Annotated in this window: 17 protein-coding genes; 12 read left to right on the forward strand and 5 right to left on the reverse strand. The window is 62.8% G+C overall.

All coding sequences use genetic code 11. From position 1 onward, the window contains the following. Positions 1 to 21: 21 nt before the first annotated feature. Together fadA and HOP58_RS18215 are read left to right on the forward strand one after the other, a co-directional pair. A complete protein-coding gene (gene fadA / locus HOP58_RS18210; RefSeq protein WP_010627707.1) occupies positions 22 to 1,200 on the forward strand; it encodes an acetyl-CoA C-acyltransferase FadA in 1,179 nt (392 codons plus the stop codon). A 155-nt stretch (positions 1,201 to 1,355) separates the two neighbouring features. Beyond that, the gene (locus tag HOP58_RS18215) at positions 1,356 to 1,544 is read left to right on the forward strand and encodes a CCGSCS motif protein (RefSeq protein ID WP_141638564.1); all 189 of its coding nucleotides are present in this window, start codon (positions 1,356 to 1,358) and stop codon (positions 1,542 to 1,544) included. A gap of 89 nt (positions 1,545 to 1,633) precedes the next feature. Here HOP58_RS18215 and HOP58_RS18220 read toward each other — a convergent pair whose 3' ends face one another. Beyond that, positions 1,634 to 2,095 carry a flavodoxin family protein gene (locus HOP58_RS18220; RefSeq protein WP_234261115.1) on the reverse strand — a complete coding sequence of 154 codons (462 nt, stop codon included), beginning with the start codon at positions 2,093 to 2,095 and terminating at the stop codon, positions 1,634 to 1,636. 75 nt (positions 2,096 to 2,170) lie between these two features. Here HOP58_RS18220 and HOP58_RS18225 point away from each other — a divergent pair, with 75 nt between their 5' ends. The 3 genes from HOP58_RS18225 to thpD all read left to right on the forward strand — a co-directional run bounded on the left by HOP58_RS18225 (position 2,171) and on the right by thpD (position 4,486). Further along, positions 2,171 to 2,647, forward strand: coding sequence for a YbhB/YbcL family Raf kinase inhibitor-like protein (locus HOP58_RS18225; RefSeq protein ID WP_234261116.1), 477 nt, complete (start codon positions 2,171 to 2,173; stop codon positions 2,645 to 2,647). Between the two features lie 36 nt (positions 2,648 to 2,683). Further along, entirely contained in the window at positions 2,684 to 3,397 is a 714-nt protein-coding gene (locus tag HOP58_RS18230) for a hypothetical protein (protein WP_234261117.1), read from the forward strand. Between the two features lie 177 nt (positions 3,398 to 3,574). Then, positions 3,575 to 4,486 carry an ectoine hydroxylase gene (gene thpD, locus HOP58_RS18235; protein ID WP_010627711.1) on the forward strand — a complete coding sequence of 304 codons (912 nt, stop codon included), beginning with the start codon at positions 3,575 to 3,577 and terminating at the stop codon, positions 4,484 to 4,486. A gap of 77 nt (positions 4,487 to 4,563) precedes the next feature. Here the strand turns inward: thpD and HOP58_RS18240 are convergent, their stop codons facing one another. Both HOP58_RS18240 and HOP58_RS18245 read right to left on the reverse strand, forming a co-directional pair. Continuing rightward, positions 4,564 to 5,331, reverse strand: coding sequence for a methyltransferase domain-containing protein (locus tag HOP58_RS18240; protein WP_026038033.1), 768 nt, complete (start codon positions 5,329 to 5,331; stop codon positions 4,564 to 4,566). A 99-nt stretch (positions 5,332 to 5,430) separates the two neighbouring features. Then, positions 5,431 to 6,369: a 2-dehydropantoate 2-reductase gene (locus HOP58_RS18245; protein ID WP_010627713.1), complete on the reverse strand. Its 939-nt coding sequence runs from the start codon at positions 6,367 to 6,369 to the stop codon at positions 5,431 to 5,433. Between the two features lie 193 nt (positions 6,370 to 6,562). Between HOP58_RS18245 and HOP58_RS18250 the strand changes: the two genes are divergently transcribed. From HOP58_RS18250 to HOP58_RS18275, 6 genes are all read left to right on the forward strand, one after another. After that, complete coding sequence (locus tag HOP58_RS18250; RefSeq protein ID WP_026038034.1) at positions 6,563 to 8,155, forward strand: thymidine phosphorylase family protein; 1,593 nt, start codon at positions 6,563 to 6,565, stop codon at positions 8,153 to 8,155. Continuing rightward, positions 8,155 to 9,048, forward strand: coding sequence for a ribose-phosphate diphosphokinase (locus HOP58_RS18255; protein WP_234261118.1), 894 nt, complete (start codon positions 8,155 to 8,157; stop codon positions 9,046 to 9,048). Before HOP58_RS18250 ends, HOP58_RS18255 begins: the two co-directional genes overlap by 1 nt. 142 nt (positions 9,049 to 9,190) lie before the next feature. Then, on the forward strand, positions 9,191 to 9,733 hold the full coding sequence (locus HOP58_RS18260) for a hypothetical protein (protein WP_010627716.1): 543 nt from the start codon (positions 9,191 to 9,193) through the stop codon (positions 9,731 to 9,733). Between the two features lie 135 nt (positions 9,734 to 9,868). Continuing rightward, on the forward strand, positions 9,869 to 10,306 hold the full coding sequence (locus HOP58_RS18265; RefSeq protein ID WP_010627717.1) for a nucleoside deaminase: 438 nt from the start codon (positions 9,869 to 9,871) through the stop codon (positions 10,304 to 10,306). Between the two features lie 107 nt (positions 10,307 to 10,413). Continuing rightward, a complete protein-coding gene (locus HOP58_RS18270) occupies positions 10,414 to 11,622 on the forward strand; it encodes a Na/Pi cotransporter family protein (protein WP_234261119.1) in 1,209 nt (402 codons plus the stop codon). Between the two features lie 25 nt (positions 11,623 to 11,647). After that, positions 11,648 to 12,331, forward strand: a complete 684-nt coding sequence (locus HOP58_RS18275) for a PhoU domain-containing protein (protein WP_234261120.1) — start codon at positions 11,648 to 11,650, stop codon at positions 12,329 to 12,331. Here HOP58_RS18275 and HOP58_RS18280 read toward each other — a convergent pair. Then, positions 12,301 to 13,227 carry a complex I NDUFA9 subunit family protein gene (locus tag HOP58_RS18280; protein ID WP_234261121.1) on the reverse strand — a complete coding sequence of 309 codons (927 nt, stop codon included), beginning with the start codon at positions 13,225 to 13,227 and terminating at the stop codon, positions 12,301 to 12,303. The two genes, HOP58_RS18275 and HOP58_RS18280, sit on opposite strands and share 31 nt — an antisense overlap. Before the next feature lie 51 nt (positions 13,228 to 13,278). Further along, the gene (locus HOP58_RS18285; RefSeq protein WP_234254276.1) at positions 13,279 to 13,746 is read right to left on the reverse strand and encodes an Lrp/AsnC family transcriptional regulator; all 468 of its coding nucleotides are present in this window, start codon (positions 13,744 to 13,746) and stop codon (positions 13,279 to 13,281) included. Between the two features lie 290 nt (positions 13,747 to 14,036). On the opposite strand from HOP58_RS18285, the gene HOP58_RS18290 reads away from it, so the two are divergent. After that, a complete protein-coding gene (locus HOP58_RS18290; RefSeq protein WP_234261122.1) occupies positions 14,037 to 15,761 on the forward strand; it encodes a bifunctional diguanylate cyclase/phosphodiesterase in 1,725 nt (574 codons plus the stop codon). The last annotated feature ends 119 nt before the right edge of the window (positions 15,762 to 15,880 follow it).

Here is a 15,880-nt window from a genome sequence, read left to right on the forward strand (position 1 = left end):
ACGAGCAGGAGGTAAGTTGAAATGAGTTTGAATTCGAGAGACATCGTGGTGGTCGACGGCGTCCGTACCGCCATGGCCAAGGCCAAGAACGGCGCCTTCCGCAACGTGCGCGCCGAGAACCTCTCCGCTGCGGTGATGCAGGCACTGTTCGATCGCAATGCCAACCTCGACCCGGCCGAAGTCGACGACGTGATCTGGGGCTGCGTCAACCAGACCCTCGAGCAGTCGATGAACATCGCCCGCAATGCGGCGATCATGACCGGTATTCCGCGTACGGTGCCGGCCCAGACGGTCAACCGCCTGTGCGGCTCCTCGATGACTGCGCTGCACATCGCGGCGGCCAACATCAAGGCCGGCATGGGCGACTTCTACGTCATCGGTGGCGTCGAGCACATGGAGCACGTGCCCATGGCTCACGGGGTCGACGTCAACCCGGCGGCCAGCAAGTATGCTGCCAAGGCCGCCATGATGATGGGCCTGACCGCCGAGCTGCTGGGCAAGATGCACGGCGTCACCCGCGAGGATCAGGACAAGTTCGGCGTGCGTTCGCACCAGCGCGCCGCTGCGGCCAGCGATCAAGGCTACTTCGATAATGAAATCATCGGCGTCGAAGGCCACGACGAACGTGGCTTCCGCCAACTGGTCAAGCGTGATGAAGTCATCCGCATCGACGCCAGCCTGGAGGACATGGCCAAGCTCAAGCCGGTGTTCGATCCGCGCGGCGGCACGGTGTCGGCAGGCACCTCCTCGGCGCTCTCGGTCGGCGCTTCCGCCATGGCGATCATGAGCTACGAGCGTGCCCGTGCGCTGGGGCTCGAGCCCATTGCCCGGGTGCTCTCCACCGGCGTGGCCGGCTGCGATGCCTCGATCATGGGCTATGGCCCGGTGCCGGCGTCCAAGAAGGCGCTCAAGGCTGCCGGTCTCTCTGCCCAGGATATCCAGACCGTCGAGCTCAACGAGGCCTTCGCCGCTCAGGCGATCCCGGTGCTCAAGGACCTGGGCTTCCTCGAGGCCATGGACGAGAAGGTCAACCTCAACGGCGGCGCCATCGCCTTGGGTCACCCGCTGGGCTGCTCGGGATCGCGTATCTGCACCACGCTGCTCAACGTGATGCGCCAGCAGGACACCACCCTGGGACTCGCCACCATGTGTATCGGCATGGGGCAGGGTGTGGCGACCGTTTTCGAACGCCTGAAGTAAACGCCTGAAGCAACTCTTGATGAAGTCAGTACTCCTATGACCGACGGCCCCGTCCGCAAGGACGGGGCCGTCGACGTTTGTTGCGTTGACGTTTCAGTGTGCGAACAATAAGATACATTTTGTATGCTTCTTTTAATTGCTGCGAGGTGACTCCCGTGGAGCGGCTCAAGAATCTGTTCAAGAAAGCCAAGGCGCAAGACAAGCAGGTCGTTCAGGGCTTCGAGCCTGGCGCACCGACAGGTGCGGAGGTGGATGCCAGCCCTGAAGCAAGTTCCGCCACCGATGCTGCCAAGAAGGTCAAGCATGGTCAGCCTGGTACCTGCTGTGGATCATGCAGTAACTGACATCCGTTAACCGCCGCTAGCCACGTCAAACGGGCATGGCTTGGGGCATACCCGTTTTTGCACGTGAAGGCCAAGTCTTGGCCGGTGGGCTACAGCACGCCGGCCTCAAGGCCCGCCGCCAGATAGAGACCCAGCTCCTCGACCCGATCGACGAAGCCGTCCTGCCACTCGCCGCGCAGGATCAGCGGCTCCTGCACCCAGCGCCAGCGCAGCCCGGTAACGATGCTTTCCACCGCGCGTCGGGTACCGGTGCCGTCATGGCCAGCGCGAACGTAGAGCGCGCAGGGCAGCCCCTGTTTCTGCTCGAGCACGGGGTAGTAGCTGCGGTCGAAGAAGTCCTTCAGCGCGCCGCTCATGTAGCCGAGGTTCTCGGTGGTGCCGAGCAGAATGGCATCGCAGCTCAGCACGTCGTCCGGGCCGGCCTCGAGCGGGGCCTTGACGGTCACTTCGACGCTATCGATATCCGAGTGCGATGCGCCGTGCTTGGCGGCGTCCCGCAGGCGACGGGTATTGGGCGAGGGCGCGTGGGCCACGATCAGCAGACGTTTCATGTTTGACAGTCTAACGGCTTTTTCCGACGCTGTTTCGGCACCTTCCGTATTCGTCAGGCAGGAGGAAACACGCACATGGCCTTTGCTCTTTCGAACATGCAACTGGAAAGTTCCGCCTTCGAGGCCCACGGGGCCATCCCTACCAAGCATACCGGCGAGGGCGACGATGTTTCGCCAGCACTGAGCTGGCGCGATGCTCCCGAGGGTACCAAGGGATACGCGATCGTCTGCCATGATCCCGATGCGCCCCTCGTCCAGCACGGCAGCTACGGCTTCGTGCACTGGCTGCTCTACAACCTGCCGGGTTCGACCACGTCGCTTGGCGAAGGCAGCAGCGACGGCACCCGTGGCAAGAACGATTTCGGCAAGGTCGGTTACGCCGGCCCCATGCCGCCGGAAGGGCACGGCGTGCACCACTACTACTTCTGGGTGCTGGCGCTGGACAAGCCCACCGACCTGCCCGAGGGGCTGGGGCTCGGTGAGCTGCTCAAGCAGCTCGAGCCGCACCTGCTCGGTATGAATCGTTTGATCGGCACCTACCAGCGCGGCTGATCCACGCGACGTTCATGGCAGTCAGGGAGGATTGCGATGTTCGACTGGCTTTTCGAGCACGGAGACGGTGTCTCCGTGCTGACCGACATCGGCACGCTGATCGTCTGGGTCGTCTATGCCCAGTTGCTCTACTTCAGCTTTCGCCGTCAACGCCGGCCTCGCCTGTTGATCAATAGGGGCAGGAAGAAGGACATCGATGCGCTGTGCATCATCAGCAACATGAGCGCCGAGCCTGTCTTCATCCAGCACGTCGTGGCGGAACTGGAAACGTCCCATGGCGTGGTGCGCGTCGATGTGACCGATCGAACCGAGAGCTATCAGGATGGCGACGAGAATCGCGACCAAGACGCCTCGAATTCTTCGTCAGAGAACTCTCCCATCGTGCGTGACGGTTCTCACCAAGGTCCGCTGGAACCAGGTGGCTTCGTCCATATCGACAGTTTCGATGCCCTTACCCGGCGCCTGGCGCACGACGGTGGGTTCGAGATGGAAGGCCACCAACCCCAGCAGGGGGTGGTGTTTCACTCGCTCACCGTGCGCATCATCTGCATCTATGGCTCCGAAGATCTGCCGATCGGTGCCGAGCGATGCTTCGAGTTCATCGACCGTCAGCCGGGTTGCGGTCTGGTGCCGGCGACCTGGGACACCAAGCGGCTGGCATCGTGGTGGCAGCGAAGACGCCTATGCCGGGAAATCATTCAGTTGAACGACAAGGATGATCTTTCCACCCTGCGCACATCCCGCTCCTGACGACAGTCAGTGGAAGGCTCGCAGTGAAATGTTCTGCTCGATCCGCGCTTACGGTTAATTTTCTTTGCGCAATAGGCGGATACAAACTCGCTTTGCATGCAAACGTTTCCAGGTCTAGGTTGGATCATTACCAGTCCGGATGACTGGCGTTTCGCTTGGATCAAGGAGGAGCATGCGATGAAAAAAGATGTCCAGGACCTGTTTCCGACTCGATTGGAACGCAAGCTGGGAATGTTCGAGCGTATCGACCCGGTGGTATTCACCGATGAGGCGGAGCGTAGCAATGGGCCGCTGAGCGAGGCGCAGGTTCGCGAGTACGAGGAGAAGGGGTTCCTGTCGTTCGAGGGTTTTTTCGACCGCGAAGAGATGGAAGCCTTCATACAGGAACTGCGCGAATACGAGCAGGACGAGGACCTCAAGCTCTCAGAGGGCACCATTCTGGAGCCGGGCCGGGAGGAGATCCGCTCGATCTTCGGCATTCATGAAATCTCGGAGCGCTTCAGCCGCCTGACGCGGGATCCGCGACTGCTGGCGATGGTCGAGCAGCTGCTCGGCAGGGGCATATACATTCACCAGTCGCGAATCAACTACAAGCCCGGCTTCAAGGGCAAGGGCTTCGATTGGCACTCCGACTTCGAGACGTGGCACAGCGAGGATGGCATGCCTCGCATGCGTTCGCTGAGCTGTTCGATCATCCTTACCGACAACGGTGAGTTCAATGGGCCATTGATGCTGATTCCGGGCTCTCACCGCTATTTCGTGCCCTGCGTAGGACGCACGCCAACGGATAACTACAAGGAGTCGCTGAAGAGCCAGGATGTCGGGGTGCCCGACAATGCCAGCCTGCGTGAACTGATGCTCAAGGGTGATATCGAGGCGCCCAAGGGCCCGGCGGGTACGCTGGTGATGTTCGAGTGCAATACCATGCACGGCTCCAACATCAACATGTCGTGCTGGCCGCGCAGCAATCTTTTCTTCGTCTACAACAGCGTCGAGAACGGGCTGATGAATCCGTTCTGCGGCAACCGTCCGCGCCCCGAGTTCCTGGCCAATCGCAGCGACTGGAATCCGCTGAAACCGGTTGGCTGAGCCGCGCCCGCCCTGGGCACACCGCAGATATCGCTCGCATGCGCCATGCCATTCGCCCCGCTTGCGGGGCGAATGCATCAGCATAGCGCCTTGACGCGCAGGCGAACGTAATCGGCCGTCCAGTTGCCATGGCTGTCGCGCAGGTTCGGCGCCAGCAGGGCCAGGGCATCGTTGAGTATCGCATCGCGCAAGTATTCGTCCAGGCCGTGGAGGAAGGGGGCAGCAAAGGTATCGAGCCAGCCGGTCATGCCCGTTGGCAGGCGTGTAGGGCGTGGAATCAGCTCGATGCTCTCGATCGTGAAGCCTACCGCTTCCAGCATTTCGGCGTACTCTTCCACGGTGGGAAAAAACCAGGGAAAACGGGCTCTGCCGCTTATTCCCCGCGCCTGTAGTGCCGCCAGCATGGCGGTGCAGATGGCTGCCACATTGCCATGGCCGCCAAACTCGGCGACGAATCGCCCATTCGGCTTCAGCGCACGGTGGAGGCTGGCCAGGACGGCCTCGTGATTGAGCATCCAGTGCAGGGCGGCGTTGCTGAATACCGCATCGAACTCATGTTCGAAGGGCAGGTTGTGGGCATCCATGACACGAGCGTCGAGGCCTCGCGCCTTGGCGGCGGCGACCATGTCGGGGGATGAGTCGATGCCGACTACGGTGGCGCCCGCTTTCACCAACGTCTCGGTCAGGGCGCCGTCGCCGCAGCCCACATCGAGGATGCGCTCGCCGGGGCGGGGGGCAAGCAGTTTCGCCACCTCGCCGCCCAGGGCGGAGACGAAGTCGGCATTATGCATGTAGGCGGCAGCGTTCCATTGCTGGCCTGGGGCGTTATGTGGAACTTCGGTCATGGTATGCCCCCTCTCTGGTCTTGAGCCTCATTCTCATCCTACTCCATCCCGAGGTTTTCGGCACCGGCAGCCATGCGCTGCCCACGGCTGCACGGAGCGTCACAAGGACAGCTCTCCCCGGGCTGCCAGCTCCTGTGGCAGGAGGGCCGCATAGACGGCGGCATGAATCGGTGTTTCGACGCCAACCGCTCGGCCCAGGCGCACCACCGCACCATTCTGAGACTCCAGCTCGGATGGTTCACCGGCCAGGATGTCACGCTGCATGGAAGAGGTGCTGTCTGCCGGCATGGCATCGATGAACTGCATGGCGCGCGCCACGGCATTGGCGGGGAAGGCAACGCCGTGGCCCTGGGCCACCTGATGAATCTCTTCGAGCATGCGTTCTATCAAGGCGCGTGTTTCGGGCAACTGCCGTGTAATGCCGATGGGAGCCCGGCACAGGCTGCCGATACCGCTCATGGCGCAGATGAAGAGAAACTTGCTCCATTGCGCGACGACGATGTCGTCGGGTATCTCCGCACTGACGCCATGCGCCTTGTCGAATACTGCCTTGAGACGAGCCGTACGCTCGCTGGTGTGATTGTCGCGCTCGCCGAAGCGCACGAAGGGATCTACGCCGGCATGGCGAATGTGTCCCGGTGCTTCGCGCCAGGCCAGGATGCCGCACAGTCCTTCGAGGACCGGTGTCTCGCCGAGTACCTCGGTCAGGATGTCGGCGGCCTCGACGCCGTTTTCCAGCGGCAGGACCAGGGTGTCGGGCCCGACCAGCGGACGGATGGCTTCCGCTGCCTCGCGTACCTGCCACGCCTTGACGGCCACGATTACGCAATCCACCTCTCCCAGCGTGGCAGGATCGTCGGTGGCCTTGACCGGCTTCACCACGATATCGCCCTTGATGCTGCTCACGTGAAGTCCGTCGTGCTGCATGGCGGCCAGATGTCGACCGCGGGCAATGAAAGTGACGTCCTCGCCGGCTTCGGCCAGGCGTGCACCGAAATAGCCGCCGACACCGCCGCTACCCATGATGGCGAACTTCATGCTGTCTCCTTTCCCTTGCAGGTGTAACGAATTGCGGGTGTTACTCGGAGCATAGCGGCAAAGCAGCGATTGGGTGATCTCCAGGCTGCGTCGGCGGGGCTTGCCCTGGATCATGAGCGCCCGTCGTGGCGCTGCACAGGCTGAAGCAAATGAGGCAGACTGAAAACATCGACCAGCCGAAGACAGGCGCCACATGAACGACACTCAACCCAGTAGCGCGGCCAGTGACGAGACTGGCGGAGAAACGGGATTGCCCCTGGCGCTGTGTCGCGTGGCGATCGACACCTATCGCGAAAACGTCGCCTACCTGCACCGCGAGTGCGACCTGTACCGCGCCGAGGGGTTTCAGGCGCTTTCCAAGGTGGAGGTTCGTGCCAATGGCAAGCGGATACTGGCCACGCTGAACGTGGTGGATGACGTGGCCATCGTAGGCCATACCCAGCTCGGCCTTTCCGAGGATGCCTTCGCCCTGCTCGGGGTGGCGGAGGGACATCCGGTCAGCGTCTCGCAGGCAGAGCCACCCGCATCGATCCCGGCCCTGCGGCGCAAGATCGCCGGCGAGCGCCTGACGCGACAGGATTTCCGCGAGATCGTGCAGGACATTGCCGAGCTGCGTTATTCGAAGATCGAACTGACGGCCTTCGTGGTGGCCTGCGAACTGGGCGAGCTGGATCGCGAGGAAGTCTTCTATCTCAGCGACGCCATGGGCAGGGTGGGGCGACGGCTCGACTGGCACGAGCATCCGGTGGTGGACAAGCACTGCATCGGCGGGATACCCGGTAACCGCACCTCCATGCTGGTGGTGCCCATCGTGGCCGCTCATGGGTTGCTGTGTCCCAAAACCTCGTCGCGGGCGATCACTTCGCCATCCGGCACCGCCGATACCATGGAGGTCCTGGCCAAGGTCGAAGTCCCGTTCGACGAGCTGGGTGAGTTAGTGCGTACTCACCGCGGCTGCGTGGCCTGGGGCGGCACCAGCGAGCTGTCGCCGGCCGACGACGTGCTGATCGCGGTGGAGCGTCCGCTCTCCATCGATTCGCCGGGGCAGATGGTGGCCTCAATTCTGTCCAAGAAGATCGCGGCGGGCTCCACCCACCTGCTGCTCGACATCCCGGTAGGGCCGCATGCCAAGGTGCGCAGCATGCCCGAGGCGCGTCGATTGCGTAAGCTGTTCGAGTTCGTGGCGGGGCGCATGGGGCTGGTACTCGACGTGGTGATCACCGACGGCAGCCAGCCGATCGGGCACGGCATCGGCCCGGTGCTGGAAGCCCGCGACGTGATGCGAGTACTCACCAACCATCCCGACGCGCCCATGGACCTGCGTCAGAAATCGCTGCGTCTGGCGGGGAGAATGCTGGAGTTCGATCCCGACATCCGCGGCGGAGACGGCTTCGGTATCGCCCGCGACATTCTCGATTCCGGCCGTGCTCTGGAGAAGATGCAGGCGATCATTCGGGCTCAAGGCGAGAAACCCTTCGATCTCGACCATCTAGAGCTGGCGCCGCACCGCTTCGAAGTACTCGCGCCCCGGGCAGGTGTCGTCATTGGCATCGACAATCTTCGTCTGGCCAGGATCGCGCGTCTGGCCGGCGCGCCCAAGGCCAGGGGCGCGGGGGTCGATCTGCTGGCCCGTATCGGCGATCGTGTAGAAAAGGACCAGCCGCTCTATCGGGTCCATGCGGCCTATCGCAGCGAACATGGCTTCGCTCTTCAGTGCAGTGAGCAGGACAGTGGCTTCGATATCGGCCAACCTGACGAGATACAACGCCTGAACGTGGAGTTCTGATGCAAGTGAGTCTGCTCTATTTCGACGAAGAATCTCCCCCCGCCCAGCGCTTGGCAGCGGCGGTCGGCATCGAAGCGCTGCGCATGGAACGCCACCGCTTTCCCGATGAGGAGCTGTGTTTGCGCCTGCCGGATATCGAGCTGCCTGAATGTCTGGTCGTCTATCGCAGCCTGGACCGACCCAACGAGAAGCTGGTCGAGCTGATGCTGCTGGCTCGCCACGCGCGTGAGCGAGGCGTCAGGCGCCTGGTGCTGGTAGCTCCCTATCTGGCCTACATGCGCCAGGACATCGCCTTCCGCCCGGGCGAACTGGTCAGTCAGCGGTTGGTCGGCGGCTTTCTTGCCGAGCTGTTCGACGCGCTGATCACCGTCGACCCGCACCTGCACCGTATCGAGCGCCTCGAGCAGGCGGTGCCGCTGCGCCAGGCCGTTGCGCTCTCTGCGGCGCCAGCGCTGGCCGAGGCCATCGTCGAACGACGCCGCGATGCGCTGCTGCTGGGGCCCGACGCAGAGTCGGCGCAGTGGGTGGAAAGTGCCGCACGTGCAACGGGGCTGGCGTATGGCGTGTGCACCAAGCAGCGCCATGGCGACCGTGACGTCGAGATCGCGCTACCCGAGCTGGCCCTTGCCGGTCGCTGCGTCGTACTGCTGGACGACATTGCCAGCTCGGGGCGTACCCTGGCCCAGGCGGCGAGACGAGTGCTGGCCGCCGGTGCTGCCGGCGTGGACGTGGCCGTGACGCACGCTCTGTTTGCCGGCGATGCGCTGAGCGTGATTCGTCAGGCCGGGGTGGAAGAGGTCTGGAGTACCGACAGCATCCCCCACCAGAGCAATGCCGTGTTCCTGGCGCCGGTGCTGGCGGCGGCCCTCGGGGAAGTGCTCGATGCACGCTGAGCGCGGCCCTTGCCGGCCCATGGACGTTTGACGCGTGAGGGCTGGTCATCGGCCGCACAACAGCGTAAAACGCAGCAGCTCATAGTCAGTGAGCAATCCATCATACCCAGTGAGCAATCCAGACCCAGTGAGAGAATACGCTATGCCAAGTTCCAGACTGACGGGCGCGCTGATCCTGCTGCTGTTCTTGAATGGGTGTGCCGGCCCTTCTCGGTCGCCCGCTCCGCAGGAGAGCCCAGCCCCCGAACCGGCCGAGCAGGTCACCACGCCGCCGCCGGTGGCGATGAGCGGCACCACGCGGGAAGACCGCTTTTGGGTTCCCCCGCACTTTGCTTCGCAAGACGATGAAATCCACTACTACATCAGCCGTCTGGCCGACAGGCGTTTCATTGATGTGTATGGCGGTGAGGAGCACCCGCGGGTGTGGTACATCGCCGCGGAGCAGTTGGGGCAGATCGGCGAGCCCGCGGTGCCGATGCTGTATGCGCTGATCGACACCCGCAACCAGTATGAACTCATGCTGGTGCTCTACGCGCTGCAGCTGGCGACTCAGGATCCGCAACTTCTGGCGCAAACCGGCGGGGACTACGTTCGCCTGAGCGAAACGCTCAGCGAGAGCGCCAATGTCGAGAACCGTGAGATTGCCCAGGAGTGGTGGGAGCGGCATGGCTGGCGCTGGCAATGATGACGCAGCGTGAGCGCAGGATGCCATCGGTGATTGAGACCGCCTGCGCCGAGGTGCGTTGACGGGCAGTCTTTCACGGCATCTGCTAAGGTCACCGCAACGCCGGGCACGCCTTGCCAAAGGAGAGTGTTTCAGATGGACCATTACATGCAAGCGGCTATCGATGAGGCCCGCAAGGGGCTTGCCGAAGGTGGCATTCCCATCGGCTCGGTGCTGGTGCACCAGGGCGAAATCATCGGACGTGGGCACAACCGCCGGGTGCAGGCGGGCAGTACGGTGCTACATGGCGAGATGGATGCGTTGGAAAATGCCGGCAGGCTGTCGGCCTCTGTTTACCGCAACTGCACGCTCTACACGACGCTTTCTCCCTGCCCCATGTGCAGCGGCGCGATCCTGCTGTATGGCATTCCACACGTGGTGATCGGCGAGAACCAGACCTTCCTCGGCGAAGAGGAACTGCTGCGCTCCCGTGGCGTGGCTGTCGAGGTGCTTCAGCTCGAGGAGTGCATCGAGCTGATGACGCACTTTGTCGAATCGGCTCCCGAACTGTGGAACGAGGACATCGGCGAGTAGGTGCATCGCTGTCATGAAACTGTCACACAGGATGGTTACCGTTCGCCAGCAGTCATCTGGGTGTCATGCATCCGTCACATTTCCTGCAGAGAGTAAGTGGCCCTTTCATGTCGAAACCACCTCCTTCTTCCAGCGGAACGCAACGCGCAGCACTGGCTCGTGAACCGGTGCGTGAAGTACCGGCCTGGATGCGCGGCATCTATGCCGGCCTATGCCTCTATCTCTTTCTGGCGGCTCTGAACGTACTGGGGGCGGGTCTCGGCACCTTCGGCCGCGCCAGCGATTTCCTGACCCAGCTCTTTGCCTACGGAGAGAACCCCTTCATCGCTCTGCTGGCCGGGGTGCTGGTCACCATGATCGTGCAGAGCTCCTCGTTCACTTCGGCACTGATCGTGACGCTGGTGGCGAGCGGCGAGATGACCCTCGGCACCGCGGTCTTTGCCATCATGGGTGCCAACATCGGCACCGCGGTAACCGGGGTGATCGTGGCGCTGGCCAACATGCGCATCAAGCGCAACTTCCGGCGCTCCTTCACTGCGGCGCTGATGCACGACTTCTTCAATATCCTCACCGTGCTGGTGGTGTTTCCGCTGGAGTTCGTCAGTGGCCTGTTTCACGAGGCGGGGCGTGGCATCTTCTCCCGGCTGGCGGGCTGGCTGGCCGACCTGATCGGCCTCGACGAGGTGGCACGGCCCAATAGCCCGATCAAAGTCATTACTCAGCCGGTCGTGGATCTCTTCAACCTGATCGGCGGCTGGCTGACACCCACGTCGGCCGCTCAGGGGCTGTTGGTTGCCGGGCTGGGGCTGCTGCTGATGTTCATTGCCCTGATCTTCATGGTGCAGAACCTGCGCGGCGCGCTGCTGCGGCACATGGACGGCCTTTTTCGCACCTACTTCTTCCGCAGCGACCTGCGCGCTTATGGCGTTGGCCTGGTCTCCACCGTACTGGTGCAATCGAGCACCATCACCAGCAGCCTGATGGTGCCCCTCGCCGGTGCCGGCGTGGTGCGGCTGCGTCGGGTACTGCCGTTCATGATGGGGGCCAACCTGGGCACGACAGTGACCAGCGTGCTGGCGGCCACTGCCAACCCGGTGGCGGCGGCCATGACCGTGGCGCTTTTCCATGTCATCTTCAATCTGACCGGTACCGCCATCTGGTGGCCGCTGCGCTATATTCCGCTCAAGGTGGCCACTTGGTACGGCAAGCTGGCGGCTCGCCAGACCCGCTATGCCTTCATTTTTCTGATTGGCGTGTTCCTGGTGATCCCCCTGCTGGGAATCGGTGCCGTCGAACTGTTCACGAGCCTGCGCTGAGCGCGGTATTTCAGGAGTTTCCTCGATGTTTCGTCAGCTATTCAGCGCCTTGACCTCAGAAAACACCATCAATCTCGCCTTTGAGGATCTCACCCAGATGCTGCGCGACGGCGCCTGGATGTTCGACCGAGCCAACGAGGTGCTGCACAGCACGGTGGCAGCCGATGAAGTGCGCCAGCCGCTCTACGAGCGCGACCGCAGCATCAATGAACTCGAACGCTCCATTCGACGCAAGGTGCTGCGCCACCTGACGGTCAACCCGGGCCACGACGTGGCGATCTGCCTGGCCTTGATGAGCGTGGCCAAGGACGCCGAGCGGATCGGCGACTACTGCAAGAACGTTTTCGAGGTCGGACATTTCTACCGCGAAGGCTTCCACGTAACCAAGTACCAGGAGCCGCTGGACCGCATCGCCGCCCAGGTGGCGGAGATGTTCGGCATGGTCATCAAGTCGGCGCAGAAATCCGACGAGGCCAGCGCACGCAAGGCACTGGCGCTGGCTCGCGAGGTACGCCCGCACTGCGACCGATTGATCGAGGAGCTGTTCCGCGACGAGGACCGGGTGGAGTTCCACGAGGCCGTGGCCTACTCGCTGCTGGCGCGCCACTACAAGCGCGTGGCGGCCCATCTGGCCAACATTGCCACCGCGGCTCTCGGTCGCCTCGAAGACCTCGACTTCTACTCCGACGAGGACGAATCCGAGGCTTGAGTCGTCAGGCAGGCGGGCAGGCTGTCGCGCAGCGAGCGCGGCACGATACCCAGGTCGGCGAAGGTGCCAACGTCTTCGCCGACCGTATTGTCTTCGCTCATCATGAAGACCTGATCGCGGGTCAGCGGGGAGCCGGGCAGCGGCGCTGCCAGCAGGGCGGCCAGGTGCCATAGCGGGAAGGGAATGGCCAGCAGCGGGCGTTCGCGCTCCAGCTGTGCCTGCAGCAGGTTCACCGCGTCGCGATAGGGCAGCACGTCCGGGCCGCCCAGCTCGAACAGGCGGCGCTCGGGAGGATTGGCCCCCAGCAGCCTGGCGATGGCTCGGGCGACGTCCACTACGTGCACCGGCTGCAGGCGGGTCTGGCCTTGCCCGAACAGCGGTATTACCGGTAGCCGCGTCAAGCCCGCCAGGCGCGTGATGAAGGCGTCGCCGGCGCCGAACATCACGCTGGGGCGCACGATCACCGCCTTGGGGTATTCTTCGATCACCTTCGCCTCCCCGCGTCCTCGTGCCCCGACATAGCGAGAACGCGCCGACGGACTTGCGCCGATGCCGGAGAGCTGGATAAAGGTCTTCACACCAGCCACCCGGGCCAGGCGCGCCATTCGGCCGGCACCCTCGATATGGATGTCGTCGAAGCTCAGCCCGGCGCTCTCCACATAGAGGCTCACGGCATTGACCACGCCGCTGGCGCCTTCGAGCGCCCGCCCGACATCGGCTTCGCTACGGACATCGGTCACCATTGGCTCCAGCGGATCGCCGGGCTCGGCCCAGTCAGGCAGCGTCGGGTGACGGGCCGCGATACGCACGGAGTGCCCTGCTTCGAACAATTCGCGAACGATCCGAGTGCCCAGAAAGCCGGTCCCGCCGAACACTGTGATCGGGGCCTTTGTCATGTCTTCTCCATCTCATCGTTTAGCGCCTGAACCGTCTTGCCGAGGCAAGCCTCACTGGATGGGCAGGGCTCCGTTCTCCTTGATCGTACGGATCGAGAAGCTGCTGTCCACGGCACTCACCGCCGTCAACTGACGAAAGTGCCTTAACCAGCGCTCGAAGGCATCGATATCGGTGGTGATGACCTGCAGCAGGTAATCGAAGTGGCCGGAAACGCTATGGCATTGGATCACTTCCGGCATGTCGCGAACGGCGTGCTCGAAGTGTTCGACCTGTTCCCTCTGGTGCTGGTCGAGGCGCACCTGGACGAAGCTGGTTACCATCAGGTCGAGAAGGGTTTTGTCCAGTTCGGCGCGATAACGCGTGATCAGTCCTGCCTGCTCGAGCCTGCGGATTCGGCGAGCGCACGGAGAAGGAGAGAGGTTCACCAGCTCTGCCAGTTCGGCTGTGGTCAGACGGGCGTCCTGCTGCAGAGCTTCGAGCAGCATGCGGTCGATGCGGTCGAGTTTGAGGTTACGCATGGGTTGCCTCGTCAATGTGGCGTTCAGTGGTTCCTTGGCCGATACCGCTAACCATCATTGCAAGTCTGGCGAATGCGGCCCGTGCTCGCCAGTTTCCAGGCGTATTCGAGACGCAGCCGGAATTTTTCGTCATGAGAAAGATGCTTAGGCGAGAAGGAGAAAGGGAAAGAACAAGCGAAGCGTTGAGAACGCCCAAGGTGTCAGCCATTCATCCTGCATACACTTCATGAGCCGTAGCCGGTAGTTTCAATTGGGTGAATCGTGGTTCAGCAATCAGCCAGGAGGATGTCATGACAGCCTTGAGTCGCGCTCTGCGCGCCTGGCGCGCCGTGGAGAATCGGTGGCGGTCCTGCCCACCTGCTGCACGCGAGACCAGCCGGATCATGGTTCTGGTGGCACTGCTGGCCCTGGGTACCTTGATCGTCTATGTCACCGGCGGGACACGCTATGCCTACCCCTACCTGATGCTGATACCGGTATTGCTGGCAGGTGCCTGGTACACCTGGCGCGGTTCGCTGCTCGTCGCGTTGATGGCCGGCTTGCTGATGGCGGCGATACCGCTGTCAGTGGCCTCGGGAGAGACTCAGGCCGCCCTCAACTGGGTGATCCGCCTGTGTCTGTACCTGGCCATCGGTGCCTTTGCCGGATGCCTGTTCGAGCGGCTGAGGCAGAGTCATCTCAAGGCTGAGCGGGCGTCACGAACCGACCCGCGGGCCGGCCTGCCCAACGAAATCGCCCTGGAGGCAGAGCTATCCCGCTTGCTCAAGGCGCCTCAGCGGCTGGATGGTCGCAGCACGGGAGTCATTCTGATACGCATCGAGGACGTCAGCGAGATCATGGAGGCCTTGGGGGCGGATGCATGCGACGACCTGGTTCTCGCCATCAACCGCCGTCTGGTCCGGCTGGGACCCAACCTGCTGGGGTGCTACCGGGTGAGCGGTGCTGAGTTGGCCCTATTGCTCTGGCCGGTCGGGCTCGATGAGCTCAACCGCATCGCCGCCCGCGTCGTTGAGTTGGGTGAGGACAACCTGTTGGCCCTCGGTGTGCCGCTGCGGGCTCAACTGGTGCTGGGCAGTGCCTTGCACAAGTCTTGCGACGATACGCCTGGCGGCCTCGTGCGTGAGGCGCGTATCGCCATGCTGGCCGCAACGGAGAAACAGCGCTCCCATTGCCACTTTCAGTCCGCTTTCGCTCGCCGAGGCGTACAGAACATCAAGTTGATTGCGCGGGTACGCCGCAGCCTGGCCAGAGGGGAGTTCGAGCTGCACTATCAGCCGAAGCTGCGTCTTGTCGATGGCAAGGTGACGGGCTACGAAGGGCTTATTCGGTGGCGAGACGAGCAGGGCAACCTGATCCCCCCGGGGCTATTCATGCCAAAGGTCGAAAACACCACGCTAATTGCACCGGTCACACGTTTCGTGGCAGCCGAAGCCTGTCGATTTGCGATGACTCAGGACAAGCGGGTCAGCATCAACTTCTCGGTGCGCAACCTGCTGGACGATGCGCTGCTGGAAGAGCTGGGCGAGCATGTCAGACAGTCGGGTATGGAGCCGTCCCGGCTGGAAGTGGAGATCACCGAGAGCGCGCTGGTGCATGATCTCTTTGCCGCCAAGCGGGCCCTGGAGCGTATTCGCAGCTGCGGGATTCGGGTCAGCATCGACGACTTCGGTACCGGTTTTTCCTCCTTCGAGTACCTGCGCCATCTGCCGCTCACGGGACTCAAGATCGATCGTGCCTTCGTCGAAGGTCTGGAGCATGATCGACGGGCGCGCAAACTGATGGCCTGCCTGATCGATGTGGGGCACGCTCTCGATCTCGAGGTGACCGCGGAGGGTGTCGAGACCCAAGAGCAGCATCGTTTACTCAGGGAGATGGGCTGTAACCAGGCCCAGGGCTTTCTCTATTCCAAGGCCCTTTCCGCCGAGGAGGTGTTGGCCTGGCACCGTGAGCGCGAACGACCATCACACAACCAGGTTTCCGCTCTGAGCTGCCGCGGCGCACCAAGCGAAGAGTGAGCCAGCCTCGCTGTCCCCCGACAAACGCCAAACTGGACTCGCCATTCCATAAGATTGGCAGAATTGCACTGCGTTGCGAATAGGAATGATTGCGTTTATTGATGCTATCGGCGCCGAAC

Source organism: Halomonas sp. MCCC 1A11062 (genome assembly GCF_021404355.1).
GTDB classification, from domain to species: domain Bacteria; phylum Pseudomonadota; class Gammaproteobacteria; order Pseudomonadales; family Halomonadaceae; genus Halomonas; species Halomonas aerodenitrificans.

What these genes read in the sequence shown, in the direction of transcription:
- HOP58_RS18230 (WP_234261117.1), top strand. Translation starts at nt 2,684, where the DNA reads ATGTTCGACTGGCTTTTCGAGCACGGAGACGGTGTCTCCGTGCTGACC.
- fadA (WP_010627707.1), top strand. Translation starts at nt 22, where the DNA reads ATGAGTTTGAATTCGAGAGACATCGTGGTGGTCGACGGCGTCCGTACC.
- HOP58_RS18275 (WP_234261120.1), top strand. Translation starts at nt 11,648, where the DNA reads ATGTTTCGTCAGCTATTCAGCGCCTTGACCTCAGAAAACACCATCAAT.
- HOP58_RS18285 (WP_234254276.1), bottom strand. Translation starts at nt 13,746, where the DNA reads ATGCGTAACCTCAAACTCGACCGCATCGACCGCATGCTGCTCGAAGCT.
- HOP58_RS18240 (WP_026038033.1), bottom strand. Translation starts at nt 5,331, where the DNA reads ATGACCGAAGTTCCACATAACGCCCCAGGCCAGCAATGGAACGCTGCC.
- HOP58_RS18225 (WP_234261116.1), top strand. Translation starts at nt 2,171, where the DNA reads ATGGCCTTTGCTCTTTCGAACATGCAACTGGAAAGTTCCGCCTTCGAG.
- thpD (WP_010627711.1), top strand. Translation starts at nt 3,575, where the DNA reads ATGAAAAAAGATGTCCAGGACCTGTTTCCGACTCGATTGGAACGCAAG.
- HOP58_RS18290 (WP_234261122.1), top strand. Translation starts at nt 14,037, where the DNA reads ATGACAGCCTTGAGTCGCGCTCTGCGCGCCTGGCGCGCCGTGGAGAAT.
- HOP58_RS18280 (WP_234261121.1), bottom strand. Translation starts at nt 13,227, where the DNA reads ATGACAAAGGCCCCGATCACAGTGTTCGGCGGGACCGGCTTTCTGGGC.
- HOP58_RS18265 (WP_010627717.1), top strand. Translation starts at nt 9,869, where the DNA reads ATGGACCATTACATGCAAGCGGCTATCGATGAGGCCCGCAAGGGGCTT.
- HOP58_RS18245 (WP_010627713.1), bottom strand. Translation starts at nt 6,369, where the DNA reads ATGAAGTTCGCCATCATGGGTAGCGGCGGTGTCGGCGGCTATTTCGGT.
- HOP58_RS18260 (WP_010627716.1), top strand. Translation starts at nt 9,191, where the DNA reads ATGCCAAGTTCCAGACTGACGGGCGCGCTGATCCTGCTGCTGTTCTTG.
- HOP58_RS18220 (WP_234261115.1), bottom strand. Translation starts at nt 2,095, where the DNA reads ATGAAACGTCTGCTGATCGTGGCCCACGCGCCCTCGCCCAATACCCGT.
- HOP58_RS18250 (WP_026038034.1), top strand. Translation starts at nt 6,563, where the DNA reads ATGAACGACACTCAACCCAGTAGCGCGGCCAGTGACGAGACTGGCGGA.
- HOP58_RS18270 (WP_234261119.1), top strand. Translation starts at nt 10,414, where the DNA reads ATGTCGAAACCACCTCCTTCTTCCAGCGGAACGCAACGCGCAGCACTG.
- HOP58_RS18255 (WP_234261118.1), top strand. Translation starts at nt 8,155, where the DNA reads ATGCAAGTGAGTCTGCTCTATTTCGACGAAGAATCTCCCCCCGCCCAG.